Genomic DNA, 14,692 nt, shown 5'->3' on the forward strand with positions numbered 1-14,692 from the left:
CCCACCAGGCGTGGTTCCGCCCATGGTCCGGCGTCACGACTTCGCCATGACATTCGTCATGGGGGGTTAGGCTACGGCAATGACTCGAATCGTCCTGGTACGCCACGGCCAGTCCACCTGGAACCTGGAGCACCGCGTCCAGGGACAGACGATGGAGGTCCCCCTGACCAGGAGAGGCCATCGTCAGGCCGGTGAGGCCGGACGGAAGGTCGCCGTATTGGTGCCTCGTCACACCGCACTGCTGAGTTCGGACCAGAAACGTGCCCTGCAGACCGCTCAACGTGTGGGTTGCGCGATCGGGTCGACACCTCAGGCTGACGCCCGGCTGCGGGAGCAGTACTTGGGTGACATGGAGGGCAAGCTGTCCAGTGAACTGCACGAGATGCCGATCCCCGAGGATGCCGACATTGCCGAGGTCGGCTGGGGTGGCGGGGAGTCACTTCTCGACGTCTGGCGACGCTGTCGCGATCTGTTGGACGAGCTTGCCCAGAATCCCCCCGAGGCCGTCGTCATGGTCAGTCACGGGGACACCCTGCGCGTCATGCTGTCGGCCCTGTCCGGAGGCACCCACCGTGACTGCGACTACTCCCTCGCGCTGACGAATGGGATCGTCATGTACCGGGATCTCGACCTGCACGAGCTGGTGGAGAGCCTTCCGAACCTGTGAGATTCCGTGCCGGGGAATCTCACAGTCTCACGAGCATCTTCCCGGTGTTGGCACCCTCGAGCATGTCGATGAAGGCCTTGGGCGCCACGTCGAGGCCATCCCGGTAGGTCTCGTCCCAGTGGATCTCGTCGTTGGCCAACCACTGGGCCATCTTCTGCTGGAACTCCGGACGGACTTCCTCGGCGTACTTGGCGATGACGAAACCCCGCAGCGTCAGCCGCTTGCCGATGGCCAGCCCCAGATTGCGCGGGGCACACGGCGGCTCGACGGAGTTGTACTGGGAGATCGCCCCACACATGGCCACGCGACCATCGGTGTTGAGGTGGTTGATGGCGGCCTCCAGGTGGTCTCCCCCGACGTTGTCGTAGTAGACGTCGATGCCGTCGGGAGCGGCCTGCCCGAGCAGGTCGGTCACCGGGCCGTCGTGGTAGTTGAAAGCAGCGTCGAAACCAAGGTCACGCAGTCGGGCAACCTTGGCATCGGTGCCGGCAGAGCCGATGACCCGAGTCGCCCCGAGCAGGCCTGCCAACTGGCCGACCATCGAGCCGACGGCCCCGGCGGCGCCGGAGACGAAGACGGCATCTCCGGCCTTCATCTCCGCGGCGCGGGTCAGACCCGCGTAAGCGGTGAGCCCGGTCATGCCCAGAACACCAAGGTAGGCCGAGGCGGGTGCGATGTCGACGTCGATGGCCCTCGCATCGGAGGCGTCAAGAACCGCGTGTTCACGCCATCCGAGCTGGTGGACGACGTGCATCCCTTCCAGAATGCCTTCGCTGCGCGACGCGATGACGGTGCCGACCGCTCCGCCGTCGAGGGGCTGGTCGACCTGGAATGGTGGCACGTAGGACTTGACGTCGTTCATCCGGCCGCGCATGTACGGGTCGACCGACATCACCTCATTGGCGACGAGGATCTGCCCGTCGGCCAGCTCGGGAAGGGGGATCTCCTCGATGCGAAAATTGTCCTCGGTCGGTGCACCGTGTGGTCGGGATGCGAGATGGACAGCGCGGGTGGAAGTCAGATGGGTGGTGCTCATGGGAGTGTTCCTCTCTCGACGCCGGTCAACATCTCGACCATCGCACGCCTCATGCCACCAGACCAGCAGATTCCGCGGAGGGTGATCGCCGGTCATGCACAATGGGGTCATGGCCGAGATCAGGGTCCTTCGCACTGACATCACCACTCTCGATGTCGACGCCGTCGTCAATGCGGCGAACCGTCGGCTGGCTGGCGGCGGAGGGGTCGATGGCGCCATCCACCGGGCTGCAGGGTCTGAGTTGTCGGCGGCTTGTCGCAAGCTCCGCGAGACCACCCTGCCCGACGGCCTACCCACGGGGCAGTCGGTGGCCACCACCGCGGGAAAGATGACTGCCAAGTGGATCATCCACACCGTCGGTCCGGTCTGGGCGAAGACCATCGACAAGTCTGACCAGCTCGCCTCCTGCTACCGCACGTCCCTGCAGGTGGCTGACAAGATCGGTGCGAAAACCGTCGCCTTCCCGACGATTTCGGCAGGGGTGTACGGCTATCCCATGGACGAGGCCACCCGCATCGCCGTCGAAACATGCAAGGAGACCGACACCTCGGTGGAGACGATCTACCTCGTCGCCTTCAACGCCGAGGCCGAAGCGGGATACCGCTGCGCCCTTGGAAACGGATGATCGGAATTCTCATCCAGCCAGATCGTTGAGGATTCGCTCCAACACGACGGCGTGGTTGACCTCGCGGTCGCCGGCACCGAAGAGCAGGATCACCTCGTCGTGGTCGGCGCACTCGTCAACGAACTTCTTCGCTGCTCCCGACTCGTCGAGATCAGCCTCGTAACGGCCTGCAAACTCGTCGAACCGGTCAGCGTCGTGGTTCCACCAGGTGCGCAGTTCCGAGGAAGGGGCCAGATCGGTGCGACGCTCATCGAGCTCAGCATCGTCCTTCTTGACCCCTCGCGGCCACATGCGATCAACGAGGACCCGATATCCCTTGGCCGGGCCCGCCTTGAGGTCGTCACGGATATTCACTGCGCGGAAGGTTGTCATGCCTTCCACTGTGTCACGCCGGGATCAAGCCTTCTTCTTGGACTTGAAGAAGAGGGGGGCGAGGATGACGACGAGCAGGATGATGGCCACCCAGTTCGCAATCTTCGCATAGTATTTCAGTGCGTCAACGATGGGATCACCGACTCCCCACCCCAGAGTGAGGTAGCCCAGGTTCCAGACTGTGGCGGCGACGAAGTCCAGCGCGACGAACCACTTCACCTTCATCCCGGAGGCACCCGTCAGGACGAAGACCACCGGCATGATCGGCAACGGAATCGGCACATAGGCGACGAGAACACCCAGCCAGCCGAGCTTGCGAGCCCACCTCTCCGCCTGGTCGTAACGGCGTCGGGACCGCTCGGATCGTCCGGCCCAGACCTCGATCATCCCTCGGCCCCACAGCTTTCCGGCCCACCAGTAGACCCAGTCAAGTTTGATCGACATGATCGAGCCCAACAGCAACCACCACAGCCAGTGCGGGGCCTGATTGACCGATGCCAGAGCTCCGGTCGCCGCTGCACCGGTACGGGATCCCGTGAGCCCCACGAGGATCGGCGGATCAAGGCCGAGCAGCCAACCACGCAGCGGGAGCATGGCCAACGAGAAGATGCCAAGGAAGCCGATCCACCCCATGCACCAGTAATCGGAGCGGCCTGGCTTGTGGTTCCAGGGCATGCCCTCGGCCTTCCACCACTCCTCGTCCTCGGCGGAGTCGTTACCGGCGGCGGACCTCTCCAGTTCATTCTCGGCCGCGGCAAGGGCGGTGGCGGCAACGGCGAAGGAATCCTTCTCCCCCGCAGCCGCAGTACTCATCTCGTCCTGCACGCCGTCGAGGATACCCAGTGCAGGTGACAGTCCTGCAGCTGCGATGTCTGCCGAGAGGGGAACACACTTCTCCTAACCTCGTACGGACGGTAGCGTGATCTCTCAACCGGCGTCACCCACAGCACACGCGAACTGGCCGGGCGGGGAAGGACCGCATGATCCGTTTCGACCACGTCAGCAAGCGTTTCGACGAGGACACTGTCGCCGTCGAGAATTTTGACCTGAAGGTGGAATCCCACCACCTGGTCGTCTTGTTAGGGTCCTCCGGATGCGGAAAGACCACCCTGCTGAGGATGGTCAACCGAATGGTCGATCCGTCCGAGGGCCGAATACTCATCGACGACACCGACGTCGCCACGGTTGATCCGGTCAAGCTGCGTCGTCAGATCGGATACGTCATGCAATCGGGTGGGTTGCTCCCCCACCGAACCGTGGTCGACAACATCGCCACAGTGCCGCTTCTCTCCGGGACTTCTCGGAGCGCTGCCCAGTCGCGGGCCATGGATCTGTTGGAGAGGGTCGGCTTGGACTCCTCGTTGGCCCGCCGCTACCCCACCCAGCTGTCCGGCGGTCAGCGCCAGCGGGTCGGAGTGGCCCGGGCCCTTGCCGCCAACCCTGACATCCTCCTCATGGACGAGCCCTTCGGCGCCGTCGATCCGGTGGTGCGTGCCGAGTTGCAGCAGGGTCTTCTACGTATCCAGGAGGATCTCGCCAAGACGATCGTATTCGTCACCCATGACGTCGACGAGGCCTTCTTGCTCGGCGACGAGGTCCTCGTGCTGAGACGCGGTGCCCAGGTCGCCCAGCGGGGCCGCCCCGATGAGATCCTGCTCCACCCCGTCGACGACTTCGTCTCCTCCTTCATCGGTGGAGATCGTCGCAGTCTCCACGTCGAACTGCGCGACGAGCCTCCCACCGTCGTCGACGCCGGTGGCCGACTCGTCGGTCGTCTCACGGGAACTCCCGAGGAGAACTCATGAACACCCGGTGGATCGACGAGAACCGGGACCAAATCTGGCAATTGACGAGCCACCATGCCGTGCTCGGCATCATTCCGGTGGTCGTGAGCCTCGTGCTGTCAGTCCCGCTGGGGTGGTGGGCGCACCGCTCTCGGACCGCACGCCGCCTCCTGGTACCCGGCGCCTCCATCCTGTACGCCCTTCCCTCCTTGCCACTGTTCGTCCTGTTACCGCTCATCCTCGGCACGAAGATCCTCGATCCGATCAATGTCATCGTCGCCCTCACCCTCTACGGCATCGCCCTGTTGGTGAGAACAGCCACCGACGCCTTCGACTCGGTGGGACGTTCGGTGCGTCGTGACGCCATCGCCGTGGGGCACTCCGATCCCCAGGTTTTCTGGCGGGTGGCCCTGCCACTGGTAGTACCCGCCCTCACCGCGGGAATGCGGGTGGTCTCGGCGTCCACATTGTCCTTGGTCAGCGTCGGTGCCCTCATCGGGGTCCCCTCTCTGGGCTACTTCTTCACCGACGGCTATCAGCGTTCCTTCCCGACCGAGATCTGGGTCGGGGTCATCGGAACCCTCCTCCTGGCGATTGTCTTCGACCTCATCATCGTCGTCGTCGGTCGCTTGCTGACGCCGTGGCAGCGTCGCAAGGAAGTGACGACATGAATCAGATTGCAGCCGCTTTCACCTGGTTGGCAACCTCGTCGCACTGGAGTGGCCCAGGAGCCATCGGGGTCCGGATCGGCGAGCATCTCTGGTACACCCTGTTGGCCATCCTCCTCGCCTCGGTCATCGCGATCCCCGCTGGTCTGGCGATTGGCCACACCGGCCGCGGAAGGACCGTCGCGGTGACCTGTTCAGGGGCTCTGCGCGCACTGCCGTCCCTCGGGCTGCTCACCTTGCTGGCCATCTCGACGACGATGGGAATCGAGCGTCCCATCGTCCCGGCCACCATCGTGCTGGCGATCTTGGCGATCCCGCCCCTGCTGGCCGGCAGCTACTCCGGGATTGAAGCCGTCGACGACGAGGTGACTGACGGAGCTCGAGCCTGCGGCATGACCGGGATGCAGGTCCTGCGCCGCGTCGAGTTGCCGCTGGCTGCTCCCCTGCTGCTGGGCGGGTTGAGGTCGGCCACCCTGCAGGTCATCGCGACGACGACCATCTGCTCGTACCTGGGTATGGGTGGTCTTGGACGTCTTGTCCTTGACGGTCTGGCGGTCTCCGATTACCCGCAGATGCTCGCCGGGTCCATCGTCATCATCGGACTGGCCCTTGTCATCGACGGCCTGCTCGCGCTGGCAACGCGTCTACTCACCAGTTCAGGTGTACGACACGCCCTGGCCCTCAACCCACAGTGACCCCTCGTCGAATGGAGCAAGCATGACCACGATGACTCGCCGAACACTGGTCACAGCAGCATTGCTGACCGGCCTGGCGGCGTGTTCCTCCCACGATCCTCTCGCGTCGAACGACTCCGGTTCCGGCGGAGCAGGTGTGACTGTCGGTTCGGCGAATTTCACCGAGTCCGAGATCATCGCCGAGGTCTACGCCCAGGCCCTCGAGAAAGCCGGCGTCACCGTCACACGTCGGATGCAGATCGGCGCCCGCGACGTCTACGTCAAGGCGCTCAAGGACGGCTCCATCGACCTCGTCCCGGAATACTCCGGGAATCTCCTTCAGTTCTTCCAGGGGTCCTTGACGGCCTCTGACGAGGAGTCCGTCATGTCTGCCCTGCGCAAGACGGTGCCGTCGGGCATGTCGCTGGGCGAACCATCAGCGGCTCAGGACGCTGATTCCTGGTGCGTCACCTCCGAGTTCTCCACTGCGCACAGGGTCACGTCCCTGGCAGATCTGGCCACGCTGGACACCGTCAAGGTGGGTGGAAATCCTGAGCTCAAGGAACGCCCCTACGGCCCCACGGGGCTGACGAAGGAGTACGGGGTTCCGGCATCCAAGATCAAGTTCACCGCCCTCTCGGATTCCTCGGGCCCGCTCACCGTCAAGGCGTTGACGTCGGGAACGGTCGACCTCGTCGACCTCTACACGACGACTCCGGCGATCAGGGAACAGAACCTCGTCGTCCTGAAGGACCCCAAACACCTCGTCGTGCCGCAGAACGTCGTCCCGCTGATGAACACAAAGGTCAACGACAAGGCCCGCGATCAGCTGGCCAGGGTCTCGAAGTCGCTGACCACCGACGATCTCATCACCATGAACCAGCGAGCTCAGGGGGAGGAGAAGGCCTCGGCGTCAACCATTGCCAAGGATTGGTTGGACACGAAGGGGCTGGCCTGATCGCCAGCCCCTCCCCTGGAGGATTCTCAGCCGATCTCCTCGCGAGCCTTCTCGAAGGCCTTGATGGCCTTGTCGAGCTGTTCACGGGTGAGCCCAGCAGACATCTGGGTACGGATACGGGCCTTGCCGCGGGGAACCACCGGGTAGCTGAAGGCGCGGACGTAGATGCCCTTGGCCAGCATGGAATCAGCCATTTTCGCGGCCTTGACGGCGTCACCGATCATGACCGGGCAGATCGGATGATCCGATTCCGGGATGTCGAATCCACGCTTGGTCATCTCGGCACGGAAGTACGCGGTGTTGTCGCGCAGACGATCCAGCAGGTCGGAGCTCGACTTGAGCAGCTCCAGGGTTGCCAGGGCAGCACCGGCTATCGACGGTGCCAGCGAGTTGGAGAACAGGTAGGGACGCGAGTTCTGACGCAGCATCTCGACGACCTCGCGATGGGAGCAGGTGTAGCCACCCGAGGCTCCCCCCAACGCCTTGCCGAGGGTGCCGGTGAGCACGTCGACACGTTCGCGGACTCCCCAGCGCTCCGGCGTGCCAGCACCGGTCTCGCCCACGAATCCGACGGCGTGGGAGTCGTCGACCATGACCATCGCGCCGTACTTCTCGGCAAGATCACAGATCTGCGGTAGCGGGGCGACGAAACCGTCCATGGAGAAGACCCCATCGGTGGCAACCATGATGTGCGTGCAACCCTTGGCCCGGGCGTCCTTGAGCTGGGTCTCCAAGTCGGCCATGTCCTGGTTGCGATAGCGAAAACGCTGTGCCTTGCACAGCCGGACACCGTCGATGATCGAGGCGTGGTTGAGCTCATCAGAGATGATGGCGTCGTCGGGTCCCAGCAACACCTCGAACAGACCACCGTTGGCGTCGAAGCAGGACGAGTACAGCACGGTGTCCCAGTCGTCAGGGTCGTCGGGGTGCAGAAATTCGGTGATGGCCCGTTCCAGCTTGTGGTGCAACGTCTGGGTGCCACAGATGAATCGCACCGAGGCCATACCGAAGCCCCACTCGTCAAGGGCTTTCTTGGCCGCGTCAATGAGCACCGGGGAGTCGGCCAGACCGAGGTAGTTGTTGGCGCACAGGTTGATGACCTCGCGTCCGTCGTCGACGGTGATCTCGCCCGACTGCGGGCCGGTCAACGGGGCCTCTGCCTTGTACAGCCCCTCCTCCTTGAGGGCTGTGATCTTGGCGCTGAGTTCGTCCTTCATGGATCCGTACATGGTGCTTGTCCTTCCTTCGTTCGTCAGTCGAGGCATTCCCAGTTCATGACGACCTTGCCGCCATGCCCCGAGCCGGCAACGTCGAATGCCTCGCGGAACTCCGTGATGGGGAATCGGTCCGTGATGACCCCGGAGATGTCCAGACCGGAACGGATGAGGGAGGCCATGGTGTACCAGGTCTCGAAGATCTGACGACCGGTGACTCCCTGGATCGTGATCATGTTGAAGATGATCTTGGCCATGTCGAGGGTGATGCCCCGGCTCGGGGTTCCCAGCAGGGCGATACGGCCACCATGAGTCATGTTGTCGATCATGGAGGTCAACGCGGCACCCGACCCGGACATCTCCAGGCCGATGTCGAAGCCCTCCTTCATGTCGACGCGGTTCCACACCGTCTCCAGCCCTTCACAGGAGACATTGACGGTGTTGTCCAGGCCGAGTTTCTGGGCCAATTCGAGTCTCTCGTCGAATAGGTCGGTGACGACGACGTTACGCGCCCCCTGGAACTGAGCGACAAGGGCCGCCATGATCCCGATGGGCCCGGCTCCCGAGACGAGGACGTCCTCAGCCAAGCAGGGGAACTGCAACGCCGTGTGAACGGCATTACCGAAGGGGTCAAAGATCGCCGCGACATCAGGGTCGAGGTTCGGGATGTGATGGACCCAGATGTTGCTGGCTGGCATCACGAAGTACTGGCAGTAGGCCCCGTCAACGGCATATCCGATGCCCTGGGTATTGCGGCACAGGTGTCGTTTGCCGGCCAGGCAGGCCCGGCAGCGCCCGCAGACGTAGTGGCCCTCACCGGAGACGAACTGGCCAATCTCCAGGTCATTGACCTCTGAACCGAGTTCGACGATCTCGCCGCAGAACTCGTGTCCGAGGACCAGCGGGGTGTGCACCGTCTTGGAAGCCCATCCGTCCCACTTGTCGATGTGTACGTCGGTGCCGCAGATACCACTGCGCAACACCTTGACGACGGCATCGTTCGGCCCCGGGGTCGGGTCGGGAATGTCAATGAGTTCAAGCCCCGGTTCCGGCCGGGTCTTCGCCAAGGCCTTCATGGCCCCTCACCTTTCCGGGGCGTGACCCCCTCAACCACATCTTTGTGACGACACAACTGTGCCACTACCCGAACAGTGCTGCACGTCGGGTGGTGAACTCCGGGGCTCAGCCCTTCAAACCCGAGCTGGCCAGCCCTTCGATGACCCTCTTCTGCATCGAGAAGAACAGCAGGAAGATCGGTGCCATGGCCATCACGGAGGCGGCCATCATGAGGGCGAACTCGCTGGAGTGCTGTCCGGCCAAGGTGGCTATACCCACGCTCAACGGCATGGATTCCTCCCGCGTGGTCACGATGAGTGGCCACAGCAGGTCATTCCAGGACCACAACACGGTCGTAATCATGACGGCGAACAAGCCTGGCTTGACGACGGGGACCATGACTCGCCAGAAGGTCTGCCACGGATTGCACCCGTCAAGGCGGGCTGCTTCCTCCAACTCGACGGGCAGGCTCATGAACGACTGCCGCATCAGGAAGACGCCGAAGGCCGAGAAGAAACCTGGCAACACGATGCCCCACGGGGTCTCCAGCAGGCCAAGGTCACGAATGATCTGGTACTGGCCAATGAGATAGGACTGTCCGGGCACCATGAGGATGGCCAGCACGAACCCGAAAAGGATGGACTTGCCTCCGAATTTCATCCGGGCGAAGGCGTATCCACCCATGGCGCACAGGATCAACTGCGCGACGGTTCGCAGGACGGTGATCGTCACCGAGACACCGAACTGCTTGAGGAATGGCAACCTCGTGAAAACGTCGGCATAGTTCTTGAACTGCCACTCGTCCGGGATGAACTTGGGCGGAACGGCCTGAATCTCAGCGTTCGTCGACAAGGACATGAGCACCTGGTAGACGAACGGGAACACCATGAAGATGCCGCCAATGATCAGTAATATGTGGACGCCAACCAGGCCTTTCTGGGAGTTTCGGTCGCCCTTCTTGACGAGCTGGTCGATCTCCTGCTCACTCAAGCCCTCGCCAGCCTGCGTGATCTCAGACATAGTTGACCCACTTCTTCTGACCCAGGAACTGAATGAAGGTGACGATGGCGACCAAGAGGAAGATGACAATGGCGATCGCAGCGCCTACCCCTTGGTCGTTGTTGACAAAGGCCTCCCGGTAGAACAGGGACACCAAGGACCTCGTTCTGGGCTCAGCCGGATTGCCGGTACCGATCATGGCGTATAAGGCATCGAAGAGCTGGAATCCGCTGATCGTCGTCATGATCACCAGGAAGAAGATCGACGGTGACAACAGCGGAACCGTGATTGACCGGAACTGGCGCCATCTCGAGGCACCGTCAATGGATGCGGCCTCGTACAACTCTCGAGGAATCGATTTCAGACCTGCCGACAAGATGATGACGTTGAAACCAATGGATGCCCACAGCCCGAACAGGGCAACCGCGAACAGCGCCCATCCCGGGGTGACGAGCCAATAGGGAGGATTGCTTGCACCAAGTCCACGAAGTATCTGGTTGAGGAGACCGAACTGGCCGTTGTACACGATCTTCCAGACCTGGGCGACAGCCATCGGCATGGCCAGGTAAGGCATGAAGTACAGCGCTCGATACAACCCCTTGAACTTCAGGCCTGGCAGTTCAATCATCGACGCGATGATGACCGACAGTGGGATCCCCAGCAGGACGATGAGCGTATACAGCAAAGTGTTGAGCATCGCCGAGCCCAGATCAGGACTCGAGAACAGGTCGTTGTAGTTCTGCAGTCCGACGAACTCGGGATTTCCTCCGAACGCATTGGTCTGCTGCACCGAGGCGACGATGTTCTTGACGATGGGCCAGTAGTAGAACACCGCGATGCCGAGCATGAGCGGACCGATGAAGAGGATGGGCCACGCTCCGACGCTCGTCGGATTTGGTCGTCCGGGCCGGTGGGATCCCGACCCGGAGGGCGAGGCAGCCGCCTGACTGCCTCGCACACCGGGCCGTGGCATCACTTCTCCTTGCTCAGAGCGTCGTTCATAAAGGCTGCCAGCTTCTTGGCAGCCTGAGGCACCGGGGTCTCGCCGGCAAAGGCCGGGTTGAGGAAATCAGCCTCACGGTTGACCCAGGCGTCGGTGTTACGGCTAACCGGGTAAGTCACGGCGTAGCTCGTCGCGGCGGCGACAAACATCTTGCAGTTCCACTTCGGGTAGCTCTTGATCCACGCGTCCTGAGTTCCGTTAAAGGCTGGGATGGCGGTGCCGTTCTTCGCCTCGACCTCCTGGCTCTCTTTGCCTGACATGTGAGCAATGAGGGCTAGGGCTGCTGCCTTGTTCTCGCTCTTGGCGGAGGCAACCCATCCGAGACCGTGGATGATGGTGCCTTTCTTTTCCTTCTTAGGCAGGTCGATGACGTCGTAGTCGTCCTCCTTGCCCCTGAACTCCTCGGCTAGCTCGGAGGCCGTCCAGTCACCAGTCCAGAACATGGCGGACTTGCCGCTCTTGAACATCTGGGACGGCTTGGTGTCAGTGACGACCTTCGGGGAAGCGACCGATCCATCCTTGACCCAGTCAGCCCAGCACTGCAGTCCTTCGATGCTCTTGGGGTCGTCGAATCCGGACTTGTTGTCCTTGATGACGTAACCACCGGCCTGGGCGATCGTGTTGTAATAAGTGCCCTGTCCGTCGCCGTTTATGGTGGTCGCACATCCGTAGATGCCCCTGGGTTTGCCCCAGTCGGAGATCTTCTTGGCCTTGTTGTGGAAGTCGTCCCAGGTCCAGTCAGCGGTCGGGAAGTCGACTCCGGCCTCCTTGAAGATCTTCTTGTTGTAGAAGACGCCAATGGTGTCGAAGTCCTTCGGCACTCCGTAATGCTTGCCCTCGTAGGTGTAGAGGTCGACAAGGGCTTTCGGGTAGTCCGACCACTTCACGCCGGCATCCGTGATCTTGTCGATCGGGGCGAGCATACCGTTGGCGGCGTACAGCTGGATGTTGGGACCGTTCATCCAGAACACGTCGGGAAGCTCGTTGCCCTGGGCCTGGGTGCGCAGCTTGTTCCAGTAATCCTTGAACCCGGCCAGGTTCGTCTTGACCTTGATGTTCGGGTACTTTTTGGCGAAGGACTTGAGGTTCTCCTCGATCGTCTTCGTCTGGTTCTTGTCCCAGTAGGCCAGGGTCAGCTCAGCGGACGTGTTCGAGTCGACGCTTGGCGAGACGTCCGTCTTGTCGTTCTTGCTCGACGACGAGCATCCGGCGATGGTCAGGGTGGCGAGGGCCGCCCCTCCCATGATGAAACCTCTGCGATCCATGATTGACCTCTCTGTCTCGTTGTGATCACTTGACCTGGTTGTTGTTGAAGTATTGGACGATCCCCTCGTCCAGCGTCGGCACCTGGCGCGGCGTCGACCCTTGACGCAACGACTCAGTGGCCTCGATCCCCGCTGCGACCGCATACCAGGCGCCCAACGGCGAAGTATCCGTACGGGTTCCGTTCCTCACGAAGTTGAGGAACTCGGTGACGGTCAACACGTCGGCGTCACCGTGTCCATTGGCGTCCCCGATGATCGGGACGGTCTCATCACCGTCGGCGTTGTAGTGGGTTCGCTTGTTCCACAGTCGAATGACACCTCCCTCACCGTCACCGAAGTTCTCGATGCGCCCCTCCGTGCCGATGACGGTGTAGTTGCGCCAGTAGTCCGGGGTGTAGTGGCACTGCTGGTAGGACGCGAAGACGCCGGACTCCATCCGCATGAGCATCATCGAGATGTCCTCGACGTCGATGACCGGGTTGAGTCCCTTCTGGGTCAGCGGAGGCCAGTTGTCGAGGGAGTACCAGTCGCCCATGAGCTGGTCAGAATTGTCGCGACGATCAGTGATCCGGTCGTAGAGGGTGAGCCCGCCCATCCCGACGACGTCAGTGGTGTGGGAATCGGCGAACCAGTGCATAACGTCGATGTCGTGGGCAGCCTTCTGCAGCAGCAGACCCGTGCCATGCTCGCGAGTGGCATGCCAGTCCTTGAAGTAGAAGTCACCGCCCGACCCGACAAAGTGACGACACCAGATGGCCTTGACCTCGCCGATCCGGCCAGAGCGGATGAGATCGCGCATCGACCGCACGACGTTCATGTGGCGCATGTTGTGACCGACGTAGAGCTTCGTCCCGGTCTCGTAGGCGGTGGTGAGAACCTTGGTCGCCGAATCCATCGTGATGGCCAGGGGCTTCTCCAGGTACACCGGGATCCCCGCCTCCAACAGCTGACAGGTGACCTCGGCATGGGTGTCGTCAGGGGAGGTGACGAAAGCGACGTCGATTCCCGATGCGATGAGCCCGGCAACGTCAGAGGTGATCGTGATGGAGTCGGGGTCCTTCCCGAGCCGGTCGGCCACCCGCTCGCGGGCCAGGTGATGGGGCTCGCAGACAGCGGTCACGAGGCCGTCGTTGCCCTCCAGCTCGGCGTTGAGAGCCAGGCGCGAGCGCGCGCCGACGCCGACGACGCCTACCCTCATGCGATCGCCAGTGTGTCCTTCTCGATGGGTTGTCGTCATGACGCTGTGCTGTCCTTTCTCGACTTCGGAAACGACTTTGGCCATGCCACGCAAGGCCACGGGATGCGGGTGTCCGGTACCGAGGGCCTTCCTCGTCACCAGTTCCAGTGCGGTGTTGAGGGCCCCGACGACCGATGCAGCCTGCCCCAATTCCTCGACCTCGGCGGTCATCGCCTCCGAGTCGAGAGGACGCCGAGCCATGAGCCGAGCGATGATGCGGCGAATCACCGTGACCGACGCATTCGTGGGTCCAGACATGACGATGACGTCCGGGTCGATGACGGCCGCGACCGAACCGGTCGTCAGGGCTGCTCGATCGATCCAGTCGTCGTCGGGCATCTCGTCGCCGTCCAGGCGAAGATCGAGCACGTCGCTGATCTCACCGGCGTTCCAGGTACGTCCGCGATGCAGTTGTCCGTCGAGGACCAGTCCGGTGTGCAGTCCGCGGGTCATCCGCACCAGGAGCATGTCAGCATCGGTGTCGAGGCGACCGCGCTGACGACGCTGGCAGAACTCGCCATAAGCAGCCATGTTGATGTCGTTGTCGACGGTGACCGGGACATCAAGGCGCCGGGAGAGCGTTCGGCCCAAGTCCAACCCGGTCCACTGCGGCACGAGGTCGCTTCGCACGATGCGACCATCGCCGTCGATGACGCCCGTCGTCGAGACCGCCAGGTGCAGCAACGGCCCCTTGTCCCCGCACGCATCTCGCAATGACTCGATCGCGCTCACGACGGTGTCGAGACGGGCTTCGGGTCGGTGCTGGTCGAGCCGAGAACTACGGGCGTCGAGGATCGTCCCGCCGAAAGTGGCCGCCACCAGGAGCATCGAGTCGACGAGGATGTCGGCCCCGATGACGATTCCGACGTCCTCACCCAACGACCACACCGAGGCAGGGCGCCCCAGACCGCCACCATCGGAGGTGCCACGGACCACCCATCCGGACGACTCGAGGTCATTGAGGATTGAGATGACGGTCGGACGTGACAACCCGGTGCCCTCGACGAGATCGGCCGCGCTCATGGCCTCTCCGGCACGCAGTTCGAGCAGGATGTCGTCGGCTCTCTCACTGCGTCGATCACGCTTCGCCACCGTCACCACTCCTTCTCCGCGACCAAGGTCACCGTGGGTCCA

General features: G+C 62.7%; 15 protein-coding genes. 6 read left to right on the plus strand and 9 right to left on the minus strand.

Features of this window, described 5'->3' with window-relative positions; translation table 11 throughout:
* Positions 1-79 precede the first annotated feature (79 nt).
* Complete coding sequence (locus tag ACSJJT_RS04450; protein WP_063279368.1) at positions 80-667, plus strand: histidine phosphatase family protein; 588 nt, start codon at positions 80-82, stop codon at positions 665-667.
* Positions 668-686: 19 nt separating this feature from the next.
* Here ACSJJT_RS04450 and ACSJJT_RS04455 read toward each other — a convergent pair whose 3' ends face one another.
* Positions 687-1,703 carry an NADP-dependent oxidoreductase gene (locus ACSJJT_RS04455; RefSeq protein ID WP_435917157.1) on the minus strand — a complete coding sequence of 339 codons (1,017 nt, stop codon included), beginning with the start codon at positions 1,701-1,703 and terminating at the stop codon, positions 687-689.
* 109 nt (positions 1,704-1,812) lie between these two features.
* Between ACSJJT_RS04455 and ACSJJT_RS04460 the strand changes: the two genes are divergently transcribed.
* Entirely contained in the window at positions 1,813-2,328 is a 516-nt protein-coding gene (locus ACSJJT_RS04460; protein WP_435917159.1) for an O-acetyl-ADP-ribose deacetylase, read from the plus strand.
* Positions 2,329-2,337: 9 nt separating this feature from the next.
* Here the strand turns inward: ACSJJT_RS04460 and ACSJJT_RS04465 are convergent, their stop codons facing one another.
* Together ACSJJT_RS04465 and ACSJJT_RS04470 are read right to left on the minus strand one after the other, a co-directional pair.
* Positions 2,338-2,700 (minus strand): DUF488 domain-containing protein, encoded by a 363-nt coding sequence (locus tag ACSJJT_RS04465; protein WP_016667025.1) that lies wholly within the window; start codon positions 2,698-2,700, stop codon positions 2,338-2,340.
* Between the two features lie 24 nt (positions 2,701-2,724).
* Positions 2,725-3,555 carry a DedA family protein gene (locus ACSJJT_RS04470; protein WP_036975756.1) on the minus strand — a complete coding sequence of 277 codons (831 nt, stop codon included), beginning with the start codon at positions 3,553-3,555 and terminating at the stop codon, positions 2,725-2,727.
* A 125-nt stretch (positions 3,556-3,680) separates the two neighbouring features.
* Between ACSJJT_RS04470 and ACSJJT_RS04475 the strand changes: the two genes are divergently transcribed.
* The 4 genes from ACSJJT_RS04475 to ACSJJT_RS04490 are packed head-to-tail and all read left to right on the plus strand — an operon-like array spanning position 3,681 to position 6,784.
* Positions 3,681-4,505 carry an ABC transporter ATP-binding protein gene (locus tag ACSJJT_RS04475; protein WP_016667023.1) on the plus strand — a complete coding sequence of 275 codons (825 nt, stop codon included), beginning with the start codon at positions 3,681-3,683 and terminating at the stop codon, positions 4,503-4,505.
* Positions 4,502-5,155 (plus strand): ABC transporter permease, encoded by a 654-nt coding sequence (locus ACSJJT_RS04480; RefSeq protein ID WP_435917160.1) that lies wholly within the window; start codon positions 4,502-4,504, stop codon positions 5,153-5,155. Before ACSJJT_RS04475 ends, ACSJJT_RS04480 begins: the two co-directional genes overlap by 4 nt.
* Entirely contained in the window at positions 5,152-5,847 is a 696-nt protein-coding gene (locus tag ACSJJT_RS04485; protein ID WP_435917161.1) for an ABC transporter permease, read from the plus strand. The genes ACSJJT_RS04480 and ACSJJT_RS04485 overlap by 4 nt, the downstream gene beginning before the upstream one ends.
* 22 nt (positions 5,848-5,869) lie before the next feature.
* The gene (locus ACSJJT_RS04490; RefSeq protein ID WP_435917162.1) at positions 5,870-6,784 is read left to right on the plus strand and encodes an ABC transporter substrate-binding protein; all 915 of its coding nucleotides are present in this window, start codon (positions 5,870-5,872) and stop codon (positions 6,782-6,784) included.
* Positions 6,785-6,810: 26 nt separating this feature from the next.
* Here the strand turns inward: ACSJJT_RS04490 and ACSJJT_RS04495 are convergent, their stop codons facing one another.
* From ACSJJT_RS04495 to ACSJJT_RS04520, 6 genes are all read right to left on the minus strand, one after another.
* Positions 6,811-8,001, minus strand: coding sequence for a glycine C-acetyltransferase (locus ACSJJT_RS04495; RefSeq protein ID WP_435917383.1), 1,191 nt, complete (start codon positions 7,999-8,001; stop codon positions 6,811-6,813).
* A gap of 35 nt (positions 8,002-8,036) precedes the next feature.
* Positions 8,037-9,074, minus strand: a complete 1,038-nt coding sequence (tdh, locus tag ACSJJT_RS04500; protein ID WP_435917163.1) for an L-threonine 3-dehydrogenase — start codon at positions 9,072-9,074, stop codon at positions 8,037-8,039.
* 106 nt (positions 9,075-9,180) lie between these two features.
* Positions 9,181-10,074, minus strand: coding sequence for a carbohydrate ABC transporter permease (locus tag ACSJJT_RS04505; RefSeq protein ID WP_004810671.1), 894 nt, complete (start codon positions 10,072-10,074; stop codon positions 9,181-9,183).
* Complete coding sequence (locus tag ACSJJT_RS04510) at positions 10,067-11,026, minus strand: carbohydrate ABC transporter permease (RefSeq protein ID WP_069101840.1); 960 nt, start codon at positions 11,024-11,026, stop codon at positions 10,067-10,069. The genes ACSJJT_RS04505 and ACSJJT_RS04510 overlap by 8 nt, the downstream gene beginning before the upstream one ends.
* A complete protein-coding gene (locus ACSJJT_RS04515) occupies positions 11,026-12,321 on the minus strand; it encodes an ABC transporter substrate-binding protein (RefSeq protein ID WP_435917165.1) in 1,296 nt (431 codons plus the stop codon). The genes ACSJJT_RS04510 and ACSJJT_RS04515 overlap by 1 nt, the downstream gene beginning before the upstream one ends.
* Before the next feature lie 25 nt (positions 12,322-12,346).
* On the minus strand, positions 12,347-14,650 hold the full coding sequence (locus ACSJJT_RS04520; RefSeq protein ID WP_435917166.1) for an ROK family protein: 2,304 nt from the start codon (positions 14,648-14,650) through the stop codon (positions 12,347-12,349).
* Positions 14,651-14,692 lie beyond the last annotated feature (42 nt).

The sequence above is a fragment of the Cutibacterium nasicola genome (assembly GCF_051303185.1).
Classification (GTDB): Bacteria; Actinomycetota; Actinomycetes; order Propionibacteriales; family Propionibacteriaceae; genus Cutibacterium.

What these genes read in the sequence shown, in the direction of transcription:
- ACSJJT_RS04450 (WP_063279368.1), top strand. Translation starts at nt 80, where the DNA reads ATGACTCGAATCGTCCTGGTACGCCACGGCCAGTCCACCTGGAACCTG.
- ACSJJT_RS04455 (WP_435917157.1), bottom strand. Translation starts at nt 1,703, where the DNA reads ATGAGCACCACCCATCTGACTTCCACCCGCGCTGTCCATCTCGCATCC.
- ACSJJT_RS04460 (WP_435917159.1), top strand. Translation starts at nt 1,813, where the DNA reads ATGGCCGAGATCAGGGTCCTTCGCACTGACATCACCACTCTCGATGTC.
- ACSJJT_RS04465 (WP_016667025.1), bottom strand. Translation starts at nt 2,700, where the DNA reads ATGACAACCTTCCGCGCAGTGAATATCCGTGACGACCTCAAGGCGGGC.
- ACSJJT_RS04475 (WP_016667023.1), top strand. Translation starts at nt 3,681, where the DNA reads ATGATCCGTTTCGACCACGTCAGCAAGCGTTTCGACGAGGACACTGTC.
- ACSJJT_RS04480 (WP_435917160.1), top strand. Translation starts at nt 4,502, where the DNA reads ATGAACACCCGGTGGATCGACGAGAACCGGGACCAAATCTGGCAATTG.
- ACSJJT_RS04485 (WP_435917161.1), top strand. Translation starts at nt 5,152, where the DNA reads ATGAATCAGATTGCAGCCGCTTTCACCTGGTTGGCAACCTCGTCGCAC.
- ACSJJT_RS04490 (WP_435917162.1), top strand. Translation starts at nt 5,870, where the DNA reads ATGACCACGATGACTCGCCGAACACTGGTCACAGCAGCATTGCTGACC.
- ACSJJT_RS04495 (WP_435917383.1), bottom strand. Translation starts at nt 8,001, where the DNA reads ATGAAGGACGAACTCAGCGCCAAGATCACAGCCCTCAAGGAGGAGGGG.
- tdh (WP_435917163.1), bottom strand. Translation starts at nt 9,074, where the DNA reads ATGAAGGCCTTGGCGAAGACCCGGCCGGAACCGGGGCTTGAACTCATT.
- ACSJJT_RS04505 (WP_004810671.1), bottom strand. Translation starts at nt 10,074, where the DNA reads ATGTCTGAGATCACGCAGGCTGGCGAGGGCTTGAGTGAGCAGGAGATC.
- ACSJJT_RS04510 (WP_069101840.1), bottom strand. Translation starts at nt 11,026, where the DNA reads ATGCCACGGCCCGGTGTGCGAGGCAGTCAGGCGGCTGCCTCGCCCTCC.
- ACSJJT_RS04515 (WP_435917165.1), bottom strand. Translation starts at nt 12,321, where the DNA reads ATGGATCGCAGAGGTTTCATCATGGGAGGGGCGGCCCTCGCCACCCTG.